This is a genomic window from Streptomyces sp. NPDC025784 (assembly GCF_055558435.1).
In genome coordinates this window covers 1-19,126 of the sequence record NZ_JBVHMN010000026.1, presented here as the reverse complement: position 1 = coordinate 19,126, position 19,126 = coordinate 1, and the positions used below count along the sequence as shown (strand labels likewise).

The window sequence follows — 19,126 nt, the reverse complement described above, 5'->3', positions numbered from 1 at the left end:
CCGGTGCGGTTCACGAGGGCCGGAGCGGGCCCGGCGCCTCGTCGGCAGGACGCGTCCTCGAAGACGACGTTCCCTGCTCTCTCAGTGCGTTCAACCATTCAGACCGGACAGCCACGCCGTTTGTGACGTCGACCGATGGTGCGTTGCCGAGCCTCGGGCCGGTCTCCGCCACGCGAGGCGTCAGCCCCGTTGCCGAGATGCTTTCCCGGAGATGTCACATCTTTCATGGGTTTCCTGTCATAAAGCCGACATCAACCGCTCGACCCGCATTCCGAAGGGAATCCTCATGAACCGGCAACCTCTTCGCCGACATGTCCGTACCCCGCTCGCGCTCATGGCCACCGCGGGCATCGCCGCGGGCGTCCTCGCCGTGACGGTCGCGCCCGCGAGCGCCGTCAAGGCGCCCACGACGCACACCCGCAAACCGACGGTGGTTCTCGTGCACGGCGCCTTCGCGGACGCGACCAGCTGGAACGGCGTCGTGAAGAAGCTGAAGCGCGACGGCTACCCGGTGGTGGCCGCTGCGAACCCCCTGCGCGGGCTCCGCAGCGACGCCGCCTACGTCAAGGAACTCCTGGCCGGCATCGACGGGCCCGTCGTGCTCGCCGGGCACTCCTACGGCGGCGCGGTCATCACCAACGCCGCCCGTGGCGCCGACAACGTCAAGGCGCTGGTGTACATCGCCGCCTTCGTACCGGACGCGGGGGAGAGCGCACTCGATCTGGCGGACAAGTTCCCCGGCAGCACGCTCGGCGCGGCCCTGCGTCCCGTCCCGGTCACCCTGCCCGACGGCTCCCGGGGCCAGGACCTCTACATCGAACAGGGCAAGTTCCACCGCCAGTTCGCCGCGGACGTCCCGAGGAACACCGCCGACATCATGGCGGTCACGCAGCGGCCGGTGACCGCTGCCGCCCTGGCGGAGGACTCCTCCACGCCTGCCTGGAAGACCGTCCCGTCCTGGGCACTCGTGGCCACCGAGGACCGCAACATCCCCGCGAGGACCCAGCACTTCATGGCCGAGCGGGCCGCCGCCCGCACGGTGGAGGTCAGGGCGTCGCACGCCGTCAGCGTCTCGCGTCCCGGCGACGTCTCCCGGATCATCGAGGAGGCGGCGCGGGCGACCCGCTGACCGAACGACGAAGAGGGCGGGTGACTCCATGTCACCCGCCCTCTCCTTCGGTCATCGTCGGACGGAGCCGACCCGCCGACTACTTCCGCTGTGCGAGCCAGTCGGTGAAGCGGGTCTCAGCGATGTGTGCGCCGGGGCCGGGGAGGAGGCTGTTCTCCTCGAGCTCGGAACCGAAGTACTGAGCGTGCTGATCCACGACCACGGTACGGGGGTCGTTCCCGGCGGCGAGGCCCGTGCGGATGAACTCGTCGAACGAGAACGCCTCGGGGCCCGCGATCTCCACCACGCCGTCGAGGGGCGCGTCCATGGCCGCGCCGGCCACGGCGGTGGCCACGTCGTCGGAGTACATGGGCTGGATCTTCGCGTCGGGGACCCGCACCGTGTCTCCCTCGGTCGCCGAGTCGGCGATGCCCGTCACGAACTCGAAGAACTGCGTGGCGTGGACGATGGAGTACGCAATGCCCGACGCCTTGATGAGCTCCTCCTGCGCGACCTTGGCACGGAAGTAGCCGTTCTCCGGGAGCCGGTCGGTGCCGACGATGGAGAGCGCGACATGGTGGGCCACACCGGCCGCCGCCTCCGCGTGGAGGACGTTGGTCGTCGAGGTGCGGAAGAACTCCATGACGGCGTCGTCCGCGAACGACGGGGAGTTCGACACGTCGACCACGACCGAAGCATCCTTCAGGACTTCCGCCAGGCCCTCACCCGTGAGGGTGTTGACGCCCGTATTGGGTGCGGCGGCCACGGCCTCGTGTCCGTGCTCCTTGAGCTTGGCGACCACCTTCGAGCCGATGAGTCCGGTTCCGCCGATGACTACGACCTTCATGACGAGGGTCCTTTCGATGGGTCTTCATGTGTTTCGGGTGCGACATGCAAGTCGCGTCACGCTCCGTGCACGGGCGTGAGCATGGGGGGCAGGTCGGCGGCGCGCCGCGCCGAATCCGGACCCGCGCGGGCTACTCGACGAGCTTTCCCCGGGTCGAGACCTCTTCCATCAGCGCGGAGATCTCGTCCGGGACGGCCGGGACGGGCTCGCGGGTGATGCCGGTCGCCGGGGACCACACGAGGTTGACCTGCATCGCCGGGTCCATGTCCGGGTAGTCGCTTCGGTTGTGGCAGCCGCGGGTCTCACGACGCTCGACCGCTGCTTCCAGTGTGGCTCGTGCGGCCAGGGCCGCCGACTTGAGGTCGAAGGCATGGGCGAGGTCCTGATAGCCGGCGATGTCGGGATGGATCCCGACGTCCTGCATCCGCTTCTCGATCGCCGCGAGCTCCGCCAGTCCGGCGCTCAGGCCTTCCTCGTCGCGCACCACTCCGGCGTGCTCCGTCATGGTGTTGCGGATGGCGCGCTGCAGCGCACGCACGTTCTCCGGGCCGTCCGCGGCGAGCAGGTCGTCGATCTCCGCACGGGCCTCGGCCACCGCCGATGCCGACCGCGGCTGCGCGGTCAGCGACTCCGAGTAGGCGGCCGCCGCCTGTCCGGTGATCCGGCCGTAGACGAGCAGCTCGATGAGACTGTTGCCGCCGAGACGGTTGGCGCCGTGCAGCCCGCTCGCCGCCTCACCGATGGCGTACAGGCCGCGGACGTCGGTGCTGTGGTCCTCGGGCCGGACCCAGACCCCGCCCATCGAGTAGTGCGCCGTCGGGGCGATCTCGATCGGCTCCCGCGTGATGTCCAGCATCTGAAGGTCCAGGAGCGTCTGGTAGACGCGGGGGAGCCGCGTCATGATCGTCTGCCGGGGCAGGTGCGAGACGTCGAGCCACACCCCGCCGTTGGCCGTCCCCCGCCCTTCCTTGATCTCGGTGTAGGAGGCGAGGGCCACCCGGTCGCGGGTGGAGAGTTCCATGCGCTCGGGGTCGTAGCGGGTCATGTACCGCTCGCCGAGCGCGTTGCGCAGGATGCCGCCCTCACCACGTGCCGCTTCGCTGACCAGGGTGCCTGCCGCGTTCTCCGGTTCGATGATGCCCGAAGGGTGGAACTGCACCAGCTCGGGATCGCGCAGCCGGGCCCCGGCCTCGACGGCCAGCCGGAACGAGTCGCCGGTGTTCTCGTCGCGACGGGAGGAGGTGCGCCGCCAGATACGTGTGTGGCCTCCGGCCGCGAGGATGACGGCGTCCGCGTGGATGAGGTAGCGCGTCCCCTTGGCGAGGTCGAAGCCGTAGGCCCCGAACACGGCGCCGTCGTGGACCAGCAGCCGGGTGATGTAGACGCTGTCCAGCATCGGAATGGCGAGCTGGCTCGCGCGCCTGATGAGCGTCCGCTGGATCTCCAGGCCCGTGTAGTCGCCGGCGAAGGCGGTGCGGCGGAACTTGTGCGCGCCGAAGAACCGCTGGGAGATACGGCCGTCCGTCTCCCTGGCGAACGCCATGCCGTAGCGCTCCAGGTCGTCGATGCCCAGGGCCGCGCCCCGGGTGACGATCTCGGCGGTACGGGGGTCGCCGAGCAGGTAACTCTCCTTGAGGGTGTCCGCTGCGTGCTGCTGCCAGCTGTCCTCGGGGTCCATCGTGGCCAGGGCCGCGTTGATACCTCCGGCGGCGAGCGCCGTGTGGGCGTCCTCCTTGGGGCGCTTGCCGACTGCGAGCACGTCGACACCGGCCTCGGCCAGCTCGATCGCCGCCCGCAGGCCCGCTCCGCCGGTACCGATCACCAGCACCATGGTGGACATACGTTGTTCGGTGATAGCCACGATTACTCCGATCGACTTGGTCGTCATCGAGTACGACCGGGCGGCGGAGGTATTTGTGACAGCGAGGGCCGAGGGTTTCCCGTTCCCGGGGTGAGGGGACGACCGGCGGTGCCATCCCCTCACCCCGGTACGGCCGGCCTCAGGGGAGCAGGCCGTCCAAGGGGACACCGGGATCGGCGAGGCGGGCGTCGTCGACGTCGGCCCCGGACTGGATCAGGGAACGGATCGGATCGATGACGTCCCACACATTCACGCTCATTCCCGCGAGCACACGGTTCCCGGACATCCAGAAGGCGATGAACTGCCGCTCGGCGGCCTCGCCGCGGATGACGACACGGTCGTAGCCGTCCGGTGGCACGTATCCCGTGTACTCCATCCCGAGGTCGTACTGATCCGTGTAGAAGTACGGCAGCCGGTCGTAGACGGCGTCCCGGCCGAGCATGCCGAGCGCGGCCGTGCCGGGCTGGTTCAGGGCGTTGGCCCAGTGCTCGACGCGCAGGTGCAGCCCGAGCAGCGGGTGGTAGGCGTTGGCGACGTCGCCCGCGGCGTAGACGTCGGGCGCGGACGTCCGCAGATGCTCGTCGGTGACGACGCCGTTCCGTACCTCCAGGCCCGCCTCCTGTGCGAGCTGGACGTTGGGCGCGGCGCCGATGCCGACGACCACGGCGTCCGCCGGCAGCCGGGTGCCGTCGGCGAGCAGTACGCCGTCGACGCGGCCGTCGCTCCCGGTGATGCTCTCGACCTGGGCGCGGGGGCGCAGGGTGACGCCGTGATCCGTGTGCAGGCGCGCGAAGACCTCGGCCGCTTCGCGCCCCAGCACCTTCAGCAGCGGCAGCTCCCCGTGTTCGAGCACCGTGACCTCCGCCCCCGCGGTCCGGGCGGCCGCGGCGGTCTCCAGGCCGATCCAGCCGCCACCGATCACGACGATCCTGGCCCCCGGGGTGAAGGCGTCCTTCAGCCGTTCGCTGTCTTCCACGCGCCGCAGATACAGGACGTTGTCGAGGTCCGCCCCGGGAACCGACAGCCGGCGCGGGGACGAACCGGTGGCCAGGAGCAGCTTGGCGTAGGGCACACGGCGCCCGTCCTCCAGTTCCACCTCCTTCGTCCCGGCGTCGACGGCGCGCACGCTCGTGCCCAGGAGCAGGTCGACCTCGTGCTGCGCGTACCAGTCCTCGGGGTGCACGAAGATCGAGTCGCGCTCCTCCTTGCCCAGCAGGTAGCCCTTGGAGAGCGGGGGCCGGATGTACGGGCGTTCCCGCTCGTCGCCGATGACGAGGAGCGGGCCGTTGTGCCCGTGCTCGCGGAGTGCCTCCGCCGCCTTGCCCGCGGCCAGACCGCCTCCGACGATCACGAAGGTGTTCACAGGGGACGTCATGTTCCTCTTCTCGGTTTCCGCATGCTGTGAGCCATGGTGGGAGGGTCACCCGCGTGACGGCGTGACGGCGCGCCCTGTGACAGGCGTCCGTTCATCCATTGGGCGATGCGCAGCGCCGGGTGACCGGTGGAACAGCGGTGGCCGCGCCCCGACCCGGTGACACGGCGAGGCTCAGGCGCTCAGCGATGCCATGTAGGGCGCGAGCTTGTCCGGGTTCAGCACCCACATGAGACGGTCGATCCCGTCCGCCGACACATCGATGGACAGCAGGGCTATCGGGTTCCCGCCGGACGTGACGAGAGCGGCCGGCCGGCCGTTCGCCTCGACCCACCGGACGTCCGACCGGGGCCAGAACCTAGGCCGGAAGGCAACGACGTACTTGGAGACGTGCGGGCGTCCGACGACCGGAACCCTCGAAGCGCCGCGCATTCCGTTGCCGTCGGCATAGCTGACGACGTCGGCGGCGAGCACATCCTCGAGCTCCGTCAGATTGCCCGTCTGCGCCGCGGTGACGAACACCTCCAGCAGGCGTCGGTGGTCCGCCCGGCTGACCTGCTCCTTGCGCTCGGCGGCCAGGTGTTTGCGCGCACGGCTCACGAGCTGGCGGGTATTGGCCTCGCTCGTGTCCAGCATGTCCGCGACCTGCTTGTAGGGGTAGTCGAAGGCTTCCCGCAAGACGTATGCGGCGCGTTCCACCGGGTTCAGCTTCTCGAGCAGAACGAGAACGGCCAGTTCGAGCGCCTCGGCCCGCTCCGCGCCCAGCTGCGGATCCTGACTCGTGTCGACCGGCTCGGGAAGCCACGGGCCGGTGTACGACTCGCGCCGCACCCGGGCCGACTGGGCATGGTTGATGGCCAGACGTGTGGTGACGGTGGTCAGGAACGCCGCAGGTTCGAGGATGTGCGTGCGGTCGGCGTTCTGCCACCGCAACCACACTTCCTGAAGGATGTCCTCTGCCTCCACGGAGCTGCCCAGCATGCGGTACGCGATACCGAAGAGCTGCGGGCGCGCCGCCAGGAAATCCTTCGTCGCCCGGTCGAGGGAGCCGGCGTCGTCCCCAGCGTGCATGGTCGTCCCTTCAGACCCCGAGATCACCATGCTACAAGCCGCCACAGCAGTGCGCCCACGGCACTGGATGGCCTGCGCAACGACCGCGAACGACGGGCTGACGAGGTCACTCGCCGAGTGCCCGGGGTCCCTTGATTCCTCTGTTTCCTCGCGCCGGGTGCGCCTGGTCGCCCGCCGCCGCATGTTCCGTGGGACCGGCCGACACCGGAAGTCAGTCCTCTCGTCGCGGGCCGGGGCGACGAGAGGACGGACCGTGGGGTCGGACCGGGCCGGAATCGCTCAGCCGAACTGTCCGGGCCGGTAGCTGCCCGCCGGCTGCTGGTTGATCACGTTGATCCGGTTGTAGGCGTTGATGACGGCGATCAGGGAGATGAGCGCGACGAGCTGGTCCTCGTCGTAGTACTTGGCGGCGTTCGCCCAGGCCTCGTCGCTCACACCGCCGGCCGCGTCCGCGACCCGGGTGCCCTGCTCCGCCAGCTCCAGCGCGGCGCGCTCGGCGTCGGTGAAGACCGTCGCCTCCCGCCAGGCGGCGATCAGGTTGAGCCGCACCGCGGTCTCCCCGGCGAGAGTGGCTTCCTTCGTGTGCATGTCGGTGCAGAAGCCACACCCGTTGATCTGGCTGGCGCGGATCTTCACCAGCTCCTGGGTGGCGGCCGGCAGCCCCGACTCCGACAGCACCTTGGCGGCCGAGTTGACGTGCTTCAGGACCTTCCCCGCGAGAGCGTTGCCGAAGTAGTTGAGACGCGATTCCATGACGATCTCCTGGCTGAGTTGCAGTGACGCCAGGCTGACCGGGCAACTCGGCGGAATGTGACAGGCGGGCGAGTGTGACGTGCGTCTCCCGTACCGTGGCGCCGCCGTCCCGTGCAGGGGGAACGCCGGTGCCGGGCCGGTCATGGGTGGTCCGGCGGGGTGCCTCGCCCCGCTCGGAGCCGGAAGCGGGCGTGCCCGCCGCCGGCTCCGCCGGATCGTCCTCGACGGTCCGGGCGAGGTCAGGAGTCCACGCGGGCCAGCCGGATGACGTTCCAGGAGACCGGCGGGAGTTCGGCCTCCAGCACGCCGTCGGGGGTGACATGAGCACCGGCCACCGGGCGCGGGACCACCCGGTTCGGATCCGCCTCGGTGTTCACGGCGTCGTGGTCGTCGTCGGCGAGGACCAGATGCTGTTCCAGGCGGTAGCCGCCCGGCAGACCCCGCAACGCCGCTTCCAGCTTCAACGGCCGGTCCTGCGCGCGGTTGACGGCGAGCACCGTGAGGGAACCGTCCGTCTCGTCGTGGGTGACGACGGCGTCCAGGGCGGTGACGTCACCGTGCCGGTCCGTGTCGATCCTCGTGCCGTTGATCTCCGTACGCAGCACGCGGCCCGTGGCGAAGCGGGCGGCCTGCGCGAACGGGTGGAAGATGGTCTGACGCCAGGAGGCCCCGCCAGGTTCGGTGCGGATCGGGGCGATGACATTGACCAGTTGGGCGAGGCACGCGACGGCGACACGGTCGGCGTGGCGGAGCAGCGTGATGAGCAACGAGCCCACGACCACGGCGTCCGTGACGCTGTAGGTGTCCTCGATCAGCCGCGGCGTCTCGGCGGTCTCCAGGTTCCGCTCCCCGGGGAAGCGGGCCGCGTACCAGACGTTCCACTCGTCGAAGGACAGGCGGATGCGCTTCTTGGCGTGACGCACCGCGCCTACGTGGTCCGCCGTGGACACGACGTCCGAGATGTAGCGGTCCATGTGCGCGCCGGAGGCGAGGAAGCTGGCCCGGTCGCCGTCCAGCTCCTCGTAGTAGGCGTGCAGGGAGAGATAGTCGACCTCGTCGTACGTCTGCTCCAGGACCTCGCGTTCCCAGGTGCCGAAGGTGGGCATCGTCGAGTTCGAACTGCCGCAGGCGACCAGTTCGATGCTCGGATCCACCTGGCGCATGGCCTTGCCGGCCTCGGCGGCCAGGCGTCCGTACTCGGTCGCCGTCTTGTGTCCGGTCTGCCAGGGGCCGTCCATCTCGTTGCCCAGGCACCACAGCTTCACGCCGTGCGGATCGGCGACACCGTGCTTGATCCGCAGGTCGGACCAGGCCGTCCCGCCGGGGTGGTTGCAGTACTCGACGAGGGCGCGGGCGGCGTCGATGCCGCGGGTGCCGAGGTTGACGGCCATCATGGGTTCCAGACCGAGGCCCTTGGCCCAGCCGAGGAACTCGTTCGTGCCGACCTGGTTCGTCTCGATCGAGCGCCAGGCGAGGTCCAGGCGTCGCGGCCGCTCGGCGAGCGGTCCGACACCGTCCTCCCAGTGGTACCCCGAGACGAAGTTGCCGCCGGGGTAGCGCACCAGACCGGTGCCGAGTTCCCGCACCAGGTCGGCCACGTCGCCGCGGAAGCCGGCCTCGTCCGCGGTGGGGTGCTCCGGGTCGTGGATGCCCGTGTACACACAGCGTCCCATGTGTTCCACGAACGACCCGTACAGACGCCGGTCGACATCGGCGATGGAGAACTCCGGGTCGATGATGAACCGGGCGGTGTGCATGTGGTGCCTTTCTCTCGGGTGTGCAGGGCGATGAACGGCCGGGACCGGTGCGGCGCATCGGTCACTTGAGGCCCGTGCCTTGGATGCCTTCGACGATGTGCCGCTGGAAGAGCGTGAACACGGCGATCAGCGGAACGGCGCCGAGCACGCAGGACGCCATGAGCTGCGCGTAGGGGACTCCGAACACGTCCTGGACGGAGGTGAGTCCGACGGGGAGCGTCATCATCTCCGGGTCGGTCACGACCAGCAGAGGCCACAGGAAGTTGTTCCAGACACCGACGAAGACGAAGATCGACACCGCGGACACCACGGGCTTCGACACCGGCATCACGATCTGCCAGTAGGTGCGCAGGTATCCGGCGCCGTCCGCGCGGGCGGCGTCGACGAGTTCGCGGGGTATGCCGTCGAAGAACTGTTTGAAGACGAAGACGGCCACCACGTTGGGGACCTGGGGCAGTACCACGCCCCAGTAGGTGTTCAGGAGCCCCGCCTCCTGGAGCGTCAGGAACTGAGGGATCATCAGCACCTGTCCGGGGACCATGAGTCCGGCGAGGAGCAGCAGGTACATGGTGCGGCGTCCGCGGAACCTCGTCTGGGACAGGGCGAACGCGGCCAGCGATCCGGCGACGACGGTGAGGACGGTCGTCAGCGCCGACGTGATGAAGCTGTTGGCGTACCAGTAGGGCAGCTTGCCCTTGGCGAAGAGATCGCCGTACGCGCTCAGGGTGGGGTGGGCGGTGAACCACCCCGTCGGGTCGGTGACGACCTCCTGGGCGGGCCGGACGGAGGTGGCCAGCGCCCAGAGCAGCGGGACGAGCCACAGCACGGCCAGGGCGATCACCACACCCAGTGCGATGCGGTTGAAGAGCTTCTCGGAGTCACGGGTGCGGCCCGTGACGGCGGATGTGGCGGGCTGCTGTGTCGCCGCGGGCTGCTCGGTGAGTGTCGCGGTCATGTCACTGGTCCCTCTCGGCGCGGCGGACGAGGGCGAACCAGACCGCGGAGACGATCAGGATCACCACGAAGAGGAGCATGGACAGCGTGGAGGCGTAGCCGACCCGGCCCTCGGTGAAGCCGGTGTCGTAGATGAGTTCCAGGGTCGGTTTCGTGGCACCGTCGGGACCGCCGCCGGTCATCATGTAGATCTGGTCGAACACCTTCAGCGAGGCGATGACCTGAAGCACCGTCACCAGCACCGTGGTGCGGCCCAGCAGTGGGACGACGATGTGCCGGATGCGCTGCCACGGTCCGGCACCGTCGATGGCCGAGGCCTCGTGCACCTCGCGCGGGATGTCCTGGAGGCCGGCGAGGTACAGCACGAAGTTGAAGCCGATCGTCCACCACACCGTCGCGGCGGCGATGGACACCATGGTCCAGTCCGGGTCGCCGAGCCAGGACGGGGGAGTGTCCACCCCGACGGCCTTGACCGCGTCCTGGGCGAGCCCGACCTGGTCCGCGTAGATGTACATGAACAGCAGGGACACCACGGCGGACGGGATCAGGAAGGGGGCGAAGAACGCGAACCGCAGGAACCACCGGCCGCGCACGAACCGGTCGACGAGGACCGCGAGGACGAGACTGAGCAGCACCAGAGGAACCGTGGTCAGCACGGTGAACCAGAGGATGTGCTTGAGCGTGCGCCAGAACTCCGGATCGCTCAGCGCGTCACCGTAGTTGGCGAAGCCGACCCAGTGTCCCAGCCCGCCCTTGAGCAGGGAGGTGTCGAAGAAGCTCGCGACGAGCATGTAGAGGAGCGGGCCGACGAGGAAGAGGGCGTAGAGGACCGCGAAGGGGGCCATCATGGCGGGACCGGCCCAGCGGATTGTTCGTGTCGGTGGAGAGGCGGCGGAAGCCGGCAGTGCGGTGGCAGCCACGGGCAGACCTTTCTTGCGAAGTCCAGGGGTGTCGGGGAGCGGTGCCGTACGGTGCCGCTCAGACGGGGGACGCCGTGTCCGCCTGCTTGCGCAGCCGCGCACGCATCGCGGCGGCCGCCGCCCGGGGGCTCTTGGCGCCGGTGAACACGGAGGTGACGGCGTCGCCCACCACGATCTGCAGGGTGCTGCCCGCTCCGCCGTACCAGGCGACCGGGTCGTAGACGGCTCCGTCGGCGGCAGCGGCGTAGTGCGACTGCGGGACCAGCTTCCTGTAGGCGGCCGAGCGCTGCGTGGGCAGCCAGGCCGGCACATGGCCGCCCTCCGCCCAGAGCTGACTCGACCCGAGCATCGCGCGCACGAACTCCAATGAGGTGTCCAGGCGTTGTGCCTCGGCGGACGGAGCCTTGGGCAGCACCAGGGCGTGTGAATCGGCGAAGCACGCGTAGGGGCGCTCGGTGAAGATGCGGGGGAACGGCCGCATGTCGAAGGCGACCTTCGCGTCCTGCACGGCCACCACCTGCCACACGCCGTCCATGAGGAAGCCGGCCTTGCCGGTGGTCAGCAGCGTGATGGCGCCGGGGCCGTCGACGCCGGTGGGCAGGACCTTCTCCTCGACGGTCATGCGCCGGATGTAGGCGAGCGCCTCCTCGGCCGCGCCGGTGTCGATGCTGACGCGCCTGCCCTGGTCCGTGACCAGAGGAGAGCCGGTCAACTGGTGGTACAGGGAGAGGAAGAGCCGGTACTGCGTGGAGGCGTCCTTGATGGCCGCCACCGAGCCGCCCCAGTTCCCGGTGACCTCCTTGGCCGCCTTCATCGCGTCGATGAACTGGTCGGGACCGTCGATGGCGGTCAACTGCCCGCTGCCGTCCAGCAGTCCCGCCTTCTTCGCGATGTCCGTGCGGAAGTACAGGACGAAGGGATGTGTGTCGAGCGGCACCGCGTAGAGCGAGCCGTCGAGATGGGCCTTGGCCCAGGGCTTGGCGTCGAACCGGTCGGCCGTCATGCCGTGCCGGGCCAGCGCCTCGGGGGCGAGCTCGGTGAGGAGGCCGGCCTCGGCAAGCGTCGGCACCTTGGACAGGTGGGCGACGGCGACCTGGGGAGGGCGGTCGCCGAGCGTGGCCAGCGTGAGCTTGGTGTAGTAGGGGTTGCCCCACACGAAGGTGGAGGACTTCAGGGTCGTGCCGGGGTGCTCGGCACCGTAGGCCTTCTCCATGGCGACCATGCGTGCTCCGTCGCCACCGGTGAACGGATTCCAGAAGTTCAGCCGGGCCGACGCGGGCGCGCCACCGGTGAATCCCTGTGCGAGCGTGTTGCCGCAGCCGGTCAGGGTGGCGCCGGCGGCGGTCGTCCCCAGCGCGAGCGCCGCCCGCAGGAGGAGACGGCGTGACGGCGCCGAGGGTGGGACGTGCCCGGTTCGCTCCGGCATGAGTGTGCGTCCTTCCACAGCAGCTGGCCCGGGGGGCGGATGGTTCTACGTTGTAATCGTTGATTTGAAGCGGCTCAGAATGGATCGGCCCGAGAAGTTTCCAACGTTGTACTTAGTTCGGCTGCGGTCGTCAATAGGTTGCGTAGACACTGGTGAATTGGCTGCCGTGGCTGGGCGGGTGTCCGGAGCGCTCCGTCGAGTTCTTCTGTTCCAACGTTGGAATCAGGGGGTAAGGTGACACCGGAACCATGGAGGGCGGCACAGAGGGCGGGGACGTGGCCGGAGCACGCATGAAGGACGTCGCCGCGCGCGCGGGTGTGTCCATCAAGACGGTGTCGAACGTGGTGCGGGGTGCCGCGAAGGTCGCCGAGCCGACCCGGCTGCGCGTCGAGCGGGCGATCGCGGAACTGGACTACCGTCCGCACGCCTCCGCGCGCCACCTGCGCACCGGCCGCAGCGGCATCATCGCCCTGGCCTTCCCCGAACTCGTCGCCCCCTACTTCGCGGAACTCGCCGCCGAAGTGGTCATGGCGGCCAAGGAACACGGCTACACGGTGCTCATCGAGGACACCGGCGGCGACCCCGAGGAAGAACTGCGCATCGCCAGCGGACTCACCGACTCGCTGATCGACGGCGTCCTGCTCAGCCCCCTCCGACTCGACCAGGCACGGCTGGCGGCTCTCGAACAGACCGTGCCCCTCGTCCTGCTGGGCGAGCGCTCGTACGACATCGCCGCCGATCACGTCCTGATCGACAATGCCGCGGCGGCGCGCGAGGCCACCGAGCACCTGCTGGCACTCGGCCGTCGGCGGATCGCCGTGATCGGACATCAGACCGACCCGCCGTTCGCCACCTCCGCCCAGCGCATGCACGGCTACTTCACCGCCCTCCATGCGGCCGGCGTCCCCTACGACCCCCGCCTCGCGCCCCCGGTGCGCAGTTTCGGACGGGCCGAGGGCGCCGAGGCGATGAGCCGCCTGCTCGACCTGGACCACCGTCCGGACGCGGTCTTCTGCTTCTCCGACCTCCTCGCGTCGGGCGCACTGCGCGTCGCCCACGAGCGGCACGTCGAAGTCCCGCACGACATCGCCGTCGTCGGCTTCGACGACCTGGAGGAGTCCCGCTACGCGGTGCCCTCACTCACCACCGTCTCGCCGGACAAGCGGGAGATCGCCCGCATGGCCGTGGCGGCACTGCTCGACCGGATGTCGGACGAACCGGTCAACCGTCCGGCCACGCTGACGGCCGGTCACCGCCTGGTGGTCCGCGAGAGCAGCGCCGGACGTCCCTCCACGCCGACGGGGCCAGGCACCGGCGACGCGTGACGCCGTTTCCGTCCGGCCAGGTCACCGAGTCCGGTGCCGTCGCCCTGAGCCGATCGCGCTGCGGGCCGCGCGGTGCGGGGCGGGTGTTAGCTTCGGGCGCATGGACGACAGCGTGTACGTGGGCAACGCCGGCAAGGACGCGGCTCTGGACCGGGGCTGGCTGCTCGGGCATTTCAAGGAGTCCGGCGATCCCCGCCGGAGCGAGGCCGTGGAGATCAAGTGGGGCGTCCACCCACGCGGCGAGCGGCGCGAGCAGTGGGTGCGGGGAGAGACACGCACGGCTCTCCAGGTCCTCATCAGCGGCCGCTTCCGCGTCGAGCTGCCCGGTCGCAGCGTCGTGCTGGCGGAGCAGGGCGACTACGTCGTATGGGGCCGGGGAGTGGACCACTCCTGGGTCGCCGAGGAGGAGTCGGTGGTGCTGACCGTGCGTTGGCCCTCAGTCCCCGGATACGCCGTGCCGCAGGAGGGCGACGAGGAGACGGGGCGGGCGGGGGTACGTACGTGATGGTGGCGTGGCCGGTCGTGCGTGCGTGACGGTGGCGCGGTCGGCCGCTGTGCTCGCGCCCGACCGTGGCTGGGCCGGTCACCGATCCCGCGCGCCCGTGCCGGTCGTCGCCCTCGGACGACATCGCGCCGGTGTCGTTCACCGCGCGCATGCGGGACTTCGCGGTCCGTGTTAGTTTCCGGGCGGCGGCGCGCCGGTGTCCGCCCCGGACGAGAAGTGCGCCGTACCCGGTCCGCAAAGACGACGCACGAGGGGAGGCGTCGTGGACGCAGACAAGCGCTCGTCCGGCCCGGCACCCGCGGTGCACGGGTCCCGCCCGCTGGACGTCGAGTGGAACCACGGATCACCGTCGGCGAAGCACAACACGGATCCCGACATCCAGGTCCATGCGTACGACGAGGACACCTTCATCCTCCGGCAGAACATGGCGATCAACTACGAGGCGCCGTTCATGTTCCTGCTCTTCGGACGCGAGCGGGCGGTGCTGCTGGACACCGGGGCCACCGCGTCCGCGGAGTACTTCCCGCTGCGCCGCGTCGTCGACGGTCTGATCGCCGACCGGCTCCGCCGGCATCCGCTCGCCGGGTACGGGCTGCTCGTACTGCACACCCATCCGCACGGCGACCACATCGCCGCGGACGCGCAGTTCACGGACCGCCCGGACACCCAGGTCGTGGGAGCCCGACTCGACACCGCATGGGACTACTTCGGGTTCCACGAGGATCCCGACCGGGTGGCACGGATCGACCTCGGGGGCCGCGTGCTGGAGTGCTTCTCCACGCCGGGGCACCACGAGGCGGCGGTCACCTACTACGACCCCTGGACGGGATTCCTGCTGACCGGCGACACGGTCTACCCCGGCCGGCTGTACGTGGCGGACTGGCCGGCCTTCACGCGGACCGTCGACCGCCTCATCGAGTTCGCGGACGGCCGTCCGGTGACCCATGTGCTCGGGTGCCACGTCGAGATGACGCGCGAGCCCGGCGTGGACTACCCGATCCGGACCACCTACCAGCCCGACGAGCCGCCGTTGGAGATGGCCCCGGGCCGGCTCCGCGACATCAGGGCGGCGATCGACGAGGTCGGCGACCGGCCCGGCCGGCACCCGTTCCCCGCCTTCGTCATCTGCCGCGACGTCTGAGTGCCCGTCATGCCTCGCGACGCAGTCATGGGTGTGGACATCGGTACGTCGAGCAGCAAAGGCGTCCTCGTCGGCCTCGACGGTGCCCTGATCCGCTCCGCCGTCCGGGAACACACCCCCACGAGACCCGGTCCCGGTCGTTTCGAGATGGACCCTGCGGTGTGGTGGCGCGAGTTCACCGAACTCGCCCGGGAGCTGACCGCACCCGGAGACACCGGCGTGGTCGCCGTCGGGGTCAGCGGCATGGGGCCCTGCGTCCTGCTGACCGACGAGCACGACGCCCCGCTGCGCCCCGCCGTGCTCTACGGAGTGGACACGCGCTCCGTCCGCCAGATCCGGCGCATCGAGGAACGGCTCGGCGCGGAGGCGATCATCCGCCGCGGTGGATCCGCCCTCTCCACCCAGGCGGCGGGGCCGAAGATCGCCTGGATCGCCGACGAGGAACCCGAGCTCTACGCCCGGGCCCGACGCCTGTACATGCCGAGTTCCTGGCTGGTCAGGAACCTCACGGGGAACTACGTCCTCGACCACCACTCCGCGAGCCAGTGCACCCCGCTCTACGACACGCTCGCCTGCGACTGGTACGCCCCCTGGGCCGCCGAAGTGGCGCCGGGCATCGAGCTGCCTCCACTGCGCTGGTCCGGCGAGGCGGCCGGCACGCTCACCGTCCGGGCCGCCCGGGAGACCGGCCTGCCCGCCGGCATCCCCGTCACCACCGGGACCATCGACGCCTGGGCCGAGGCGCTGAGCGTGGGCGCGCAGAACACCGGCGATCTGATGCTGATGTACGGCACCACCATGTTCCTCATCCACACGGTGCCCGAGCCGCTGACCAGTCCGTCCCTGTGGGGCACGGTCGGCGCGCTCCGGGGCACCCGCAACCTGGCCGGCGGCATGGCCACCTCCGGCGCCGTCACCAACTGGCTGCGCGACCTGTTCACCGGTACCGACCACGCCGAACTCACCCGTCTGGCAGCCGAGTCGGGCCCCGGTGCCAACGGCCTGCTGATGCTCCCGTACTTCTCCGGCGAGCGCACCCCGGTCATGGACCCGGACGCCCGCGGAGTGATCGCCGGACTCACCCTGTCCCACACCCGCGGGGACCTCTACCGGGCGGCTCTGGAGGCCACCGGGTTCGGCGTCCGCCACAACATCGAGGTCATCGAGGCGGCGGGCGGGGACATCCGACGCGTGGTCGCGGTCGGGGGCGGCACCCAGGGTTCGCTGTGGACACAGATCGTCTCCGACATCACCGGCCGCCCGCAGGAGGTGCGGACCACGACCATCGGCGCCGGCTATGGAGGCGCGCTGCTGGCCGCGCAGCTCGTCGAGGACGTCACCGTCGAGGGCTGGAACCCGGTGCGCGAGGTGGTGACGCCCCACGCGCAGAACACCGGGCGCTACGACGAGTTGTACGCCCTCTACCGGCGTCTGTACCCGGAGACGTCGTCGACCGTGCATGCCCTGGCGGCACTTCAGGAGCGCTGACGGCCGCCTCCCGCCCGCCGTCGGGCCCCACCCCCGCCCACGCTTCGCCGCACCCGGGGATACGTGTCACTGGAACACCTGCCGCTGCGCGCCACCGTCGGTCCCTGTTCGCCAGGTGCGCGCACAGTATGAACACAACTGCCTCCTCGATGGTGTGCGGGCCGGTGCGCTCCTAGCATCGCCACGCTCGGCGCGACGGCGCGCCACCGAGTAGAGGAGCGTCGCCTTGCGCAGCTCACGTCGAAACCAGCCCTCGCCACCCCGGACACCGCGGACGCGGCACCGCACGGCACTGGTCATGGGCGTCGCGGCCCTGCTCGCCGGAGTGGTGAGCGGCACCGGCCCGGCGCAGGCCGCCCCGTCGGGTCCCGGGATCGTCGCCTGCCCGGCAGGCGTCGGCGACAAGGCGACCTGCTACACGGGCCAGGACTCCGACGGCGCGTACTACGCCATCGCCGTCCCCAAGCAGTGGAACGGTTCGCTGGTCGTCCACGCGCACGGCGGGCCCGACCTGGGCGACGAGTCCGATCCCCAGCGCAGCGTGGGCGACCTGGACCGCTGGGCGGTGATCGTCGACGAAGGGTACGCCTGGGCGGGCTCGTCCTACCGGAGGGGCGGCTACGGAACCAGGATGGCGGCGGCCGACACGGAGCACCTGCGCCGCCTGTTCGTGGAGGAGTTCGGCAGGCCGGAGCGGACCTACGTCCACGGACAGTCCTGGGGCGGCGACGTCGCGGCCAAGGTCGTCGAGGAGTACGGCAGGAAGGGCGGCCCCTACGACGGGGCCCTGCTCACCAGCGGCGTCCTGGCCGGCGGTTCCCGGGGATACGACTACCGCGTCGATCTGCGCGTGGTCTACCAGTACTACTGCCGGAACCTGCCGCGCCCCGACGAGCCGCAGTACCCGCTGTGGCAGGGCCTGCGTCCCACCTCCACGCTCACGACGGCCGGACTGCGTGCGCGTCTCCAGGAGTGCACGGGATACGCGTCCGCCCCGCAGGACCGCACCGCGCTCCAGCAGCGCAACCTCGACGACATCCTCGCGGTGACGCGCATCCCCGAGCGGACGCTGGAGTCGCACCTGCGCTTCTCCGTGTTCACCTTCCGCGACATCGTGCACAACCGGCTCGGCGACCGGAATCCCTTCGACAACGCGAACGTGCGGTACACCGGTTCTCACGACGACGAAGCGCTGAACAAGGGTGTCGAGCGCTTCTCCGCGGACCCCGCCGCCCGCCGCGATCTGTCCTACGACAGCGACCTGACCGGGCGGATCTCCCTCCCCGTGCTCACGATGCACGCCATCGACGACCCCACCGCGTTCGTCGAGCACGAGGCCGCCTACCGCGCGAGCGTCGAGGGCGCACACCGCGGGAGGCACCTCGTGCAGACCTTCACGAAGGAGAGCGAACACAGCGAGCTCAGCGACTCGGAGTACGCCAACTCGATCGCCGCGCTCGATGCCTGGGTGCGGACGGGGAAGAAGCCGACACCGCGGTCCGTCGCCTCGTCGTGTGCCCGGTTCGACCGCGCCTACGGCACCGGGTGCTTCTACGACCCGGACTTCCGCCCCGCTCCCTACGCGTCCCGGGTCCGGCCGCGACCGGGCGGGCTGTCGTGGCCGGCCATGACCGCCGCGCAGGAGAGGTCCTGGAGCCGTATCGACGGGGTGGGCATCGCCCCTTGATCGTTGGCCTGCCCGGCGCTCCTTGTCGTGATCCTGCCTGGCACCGCGTGTCGTCACTCAGGGCCACCGCGCGCGCACGTCGAGCCGTCGGCTGTCTCCGCTGATCGTGCCCCGGTCAGGCCTGCGGCCCGGTCGCAGGCCTCCGGTTGCGGGTTGTCCGCGCAGTTGTTTGAGTGGAATCTGGTCTATGGACACCTCAACCGCGACAGCAGCTGCCGCCACGGGCGGCGCCGGCCGGATGACAGGCGGCCCCAGCAGAGCGGCGGCAGCGGGCAACACAGGTCGCGATGCCCGCGAGGGAGGGACTGACGGTGGCTCACCATCACAAGTCCAACAAACAAGTCGAAGGCGACCCGGACACGGGCCACGGGCGGGGCCTGCCGCTGCGCCCCGACGACGACGAGCTGGAGCGACGGACGGAAATGGACCGGGCGGAACTCCGCGCCCAGCAGGCTGAGGAAGTCTGACGAGCAGGCTGATGAGGTTCCGGCCGCGCGAGCGCGACGTCGGGCCCCTGATTCCCGGCCGAAGCGAAGGAGGTGTTCCCATGTCCTCGAAGCGACGCCGTAAGAAGAAGGGCAGGCGCAAGCACGCGGCGAACCACGGGCGTCGGCCTCAGTGCTGACGGGCGTGGCGGTGCCGCGCCGAGCTTTCCCGCGGTGGGCCCAGGTGATCCCCCGGGGCAGATCCACTCCCCCGGGGGAGTGCCGTGCCCAGGTGTGCCTCTCGGGGCCTTCCGGGTGTCGTCCCTCGTCGCGCCCCCTGCGGGGCGGCCGGGCGGTGCGCGATCCAGCACCCCGGGTCGCCGATCTAGAACCAATGCCGTGTAGTTAGCGTTGGGCGTTGGGCGTCAAGGGGTGCGGGTGGTCAGGATGTCGATGCTGATGGTGGCCTTGTAGCTGGTCCTGTCG

Annotated in this window: 17 protein-coding genes and 1 riboswitch; of the genes, 8 read left to right on the top strand and 9 right to left on the bottom strand. The window is 70.2% G+C overall.

Features of this window, described 5'->3' with window-relative positions:
- Positions 1–286 precede the first annotated feature (286 nt).
- The gene (locus tag ACZ4IF_RS39510) at positions 287–1,129 is read left to right on the top strand and encodes an alpha/beta fold hydrolase (protein ID WP_467572440.1); all 843 of its coding nucleotides are present in this window, start codon (positions 287–289) and stop codon (positions 1,127–1,129) included.
- A 79-nt stretch (positions 1,130–1,208) separates the two neighbouring features.
- Here the strand turns inward: ACZ4IF_RS39510 and ACZ4IF_RS39505 are convergent, their stop codons facing one another.
- The 9 genes from ACZ4IF_RS39505 to ACZ4IF_RS39465 all read right to left on the bottom strand — a co-directional run bounded on the left by ACZ4IF_RS39505 (position 1,209) and on the right by ACZ4IF_RS39465 (position 12,069).
- Positions 1,209–1,955, bottom strand: a complete 747-nt coding sequence (locus ACZ4IF_RS39505) for an SDR family oxidoreductase (RefSeq protein WP_467572437.1) — start codon at positions 1,953–1,955, stop codon at positions 1,209–1,211.
- A 130-nt stretch (positions 1,956–2,085) separates the two neighbouring features.
- Positions 2,086–3,786 carry an L-aspartate oxidase gene (locus tag ACZ4IF_RS39500; protein WP_467572782.1) on the bottom strand — a complete coding sequence of 567 codons (1,701 nt, stop codon included), beginning with the start codon at positions 3,784–3,786 and terminating at the stop codon, positions 2,086–2,088.
- Between the two features lie 169 nt (positions 3,787–3,955).
- Positions 3,956–5,191 carry an NAD(P)/FAD-dependent oxidoreductase gene (locus ACZ4IF_RS39495; RefSeq protein WP_467572434.1) on the bottom strand — a complete coding sequence of 412 codons (1,236 nt, stop codon included), beginning with the start codon at positions 5,189–5,191 and terminating at the stop codon, positions 3,956–3,958.
- A gap of 171 nt (positions 5,192–5,362) precedes the next feature.
- Positions 5,363–6,259, bottom strand: a complete 897-nt coding sequence (locus tag ACZ4IF_RS39490) for an RNA polymerase sigma-70 factor (RefSeq protein WP_467572431.1) — start codon at positions 6,257–6,259, stop codon at positions 5,363–5,365.
- 279 nt (positions 6,260–6,538) lie between these two features.
- Positions 6,539–7,012, bottom strand: coding sequence for a carboxymuconolactone decarboxylase family protein (locus ACZ4IF_RS39485; RefSeq protein WP_359493378.1), 474 nt, complete (start codon positions 7,010–7,012; stop codon positions 6,539–6,541).
- A gap of 239 nt (positions 7,013–7,251) precedes the next feature.
- Positions 7,252–8,769 (bottom strand): arabinosylfuranosidase ArfA, encoded by a 1,518-nt coding sequence (arfA, locus tag ACZ4IF_RS39480; RefSeq protein WP_359493376.1) that lies wholly within the window; start codon positions 8,767–8,769, stop codon positions 7,252–7,254.
- Positions 8,770–8,830: 61 nt separating this feature from the next.
- Positions 8,831–9,724, bottom strand: a complete 894-nt coding sequence (locus ACZ4IF_RS39475; protein ID WP_467572427.1) for a carbohydrate ABC transporter permease — start codon at positions 9,722–9,724, stop codon at positions 8,831–8,833.
- Position 9,725: 1 nt separating this feature from the next.
- A complete protein-coding gene (locus ACZ4IF_RS39470) occupies positions 9,726–10,649 on the bottom strand; it encodes a carbohydrate ABC transporter permease (protein ID WP_467572780.1) in 924 nt (307 codons plus the stop codon).
- Positions 10,650–10,701: 52 nt separating this feature from the next.
- Positions 10,702–12,069 carry an extracellular solute-binding protein gene (locus tag ACZ4IF_RS39465; RefSeq protein ID WP_467572424.1) on the bottom strand — a complete coding sequence of 456 codons (1,368 nt, stop codon included), beginning with the start codon at positions 12,067–12,069 and terminating at the stop codon, positions 10,702–10,704.
- A gap of 248 nt (positions 12,070–12,317) precedes the next feature.
- Between ACZ4IF_RS39465 and ACZ4IF_RS39460 the strand changes: the two genes are divergently transcribed.
- The 7 genes from ACZ4IF_RS39460 (at position 12,318) to ACZ4IF_RS39430 (ending at position 18,840) form a co-directional block, all read left to right on the top strand.
- Positions 12,318–13,394, top strand: coding sequence for a LacI family DNA-binding transcriptional regulator (locus tag ACZ4IF_RS39460; protein ID WP_467572421.1), 1,077 nt, complete (start codon positions 12,318–12,320; stop codon positions 13,392–13,394).
- 100 nt (positions 13,395–13,494) lie between these two features.
- Positions 13,495–13,899 carry a cupin domain-containing protein gene (locus tag ACZ4IF_RS39455; RefSeq protein WP_467572418.1) on the top strand — a complete coding sequence of 135 codons (405 nt, stop codon included), beginning with the start codon at positions 13,495–13,497 and terminating at the stop codon, positions 13,897–13,899.
- Positions 13,900–14,081: 182 nt separating this feature from the next.
- Positions 14,082–14,149: riboswitch (guanidine-III (ykkC-III) riboswitch) on the top strand.
- Positions 14,150–14,161: 12 nt separating this feature from the next.
- The gene (locus ACZ4IF_RS39450) at positions 14,162–15,040 is read left to right on the top strand and encodes an MBL fold metallo-hydrolase (protein ID WP_467572415.1); all 879 of its coding nucleotides are present in this window, start codon (positions 14,162–14,164) and stop codon (positions 15,038–15,040) included.
- 9 nt (positions 15,041–15,049) lie between these two features.
- Positions 15,050–16,528 carry an FGGY-family carbohydrate kinase gene (locus ACZ4IF_RS39445; protein WP_467572411.1) on the top strand — a complete coding sequence of 493 codons (1,479 nt, stop codon included), beginning with the start codon at positions 15,050–15,052 and terminating at the stop codon, positions 16,526–16,528.
- 298 nt (positions 16,529–16,826) lie between these two features.
- Complete coding sequence (locus ACZ4IF_RS39440; RefSeq protein ID WP_467572777.1) at positions 16,827–18,215, top strand: hypothetical protein; 1,389 nt, start codon at positions 16,827–16,829, stop codon at positions 18,213–18,215.
- A 311-nt stretch (positions 18,216–18,526) separates the two neighbouring features.
- Positions 18,527–18,682, top strand: a complete 156-nt coding sequence (locus tag ACZ4IF_RS39435; protein ID WP_234020883.1) for a hypothetical protein — start codon at positions 18,527–18,529, stop codon at positions 18,680–18,682.
- 11 nt (positions 18,683–18,693) lie between these two features.
- The gene (locus tag ACZ4IF_RS39430; protein WP_467572406.1) at positions 18,694–18,840 is read left to right on the top strand and encodes a hypothetical protein; all 147 of its coding nucleotides are present in this window, start codon (positions 18,694–18,696) and stop codon (positions 18,838–18,840) included.
- Positions 18,841–19,126 lie beyond the last annotated feature (286 nt).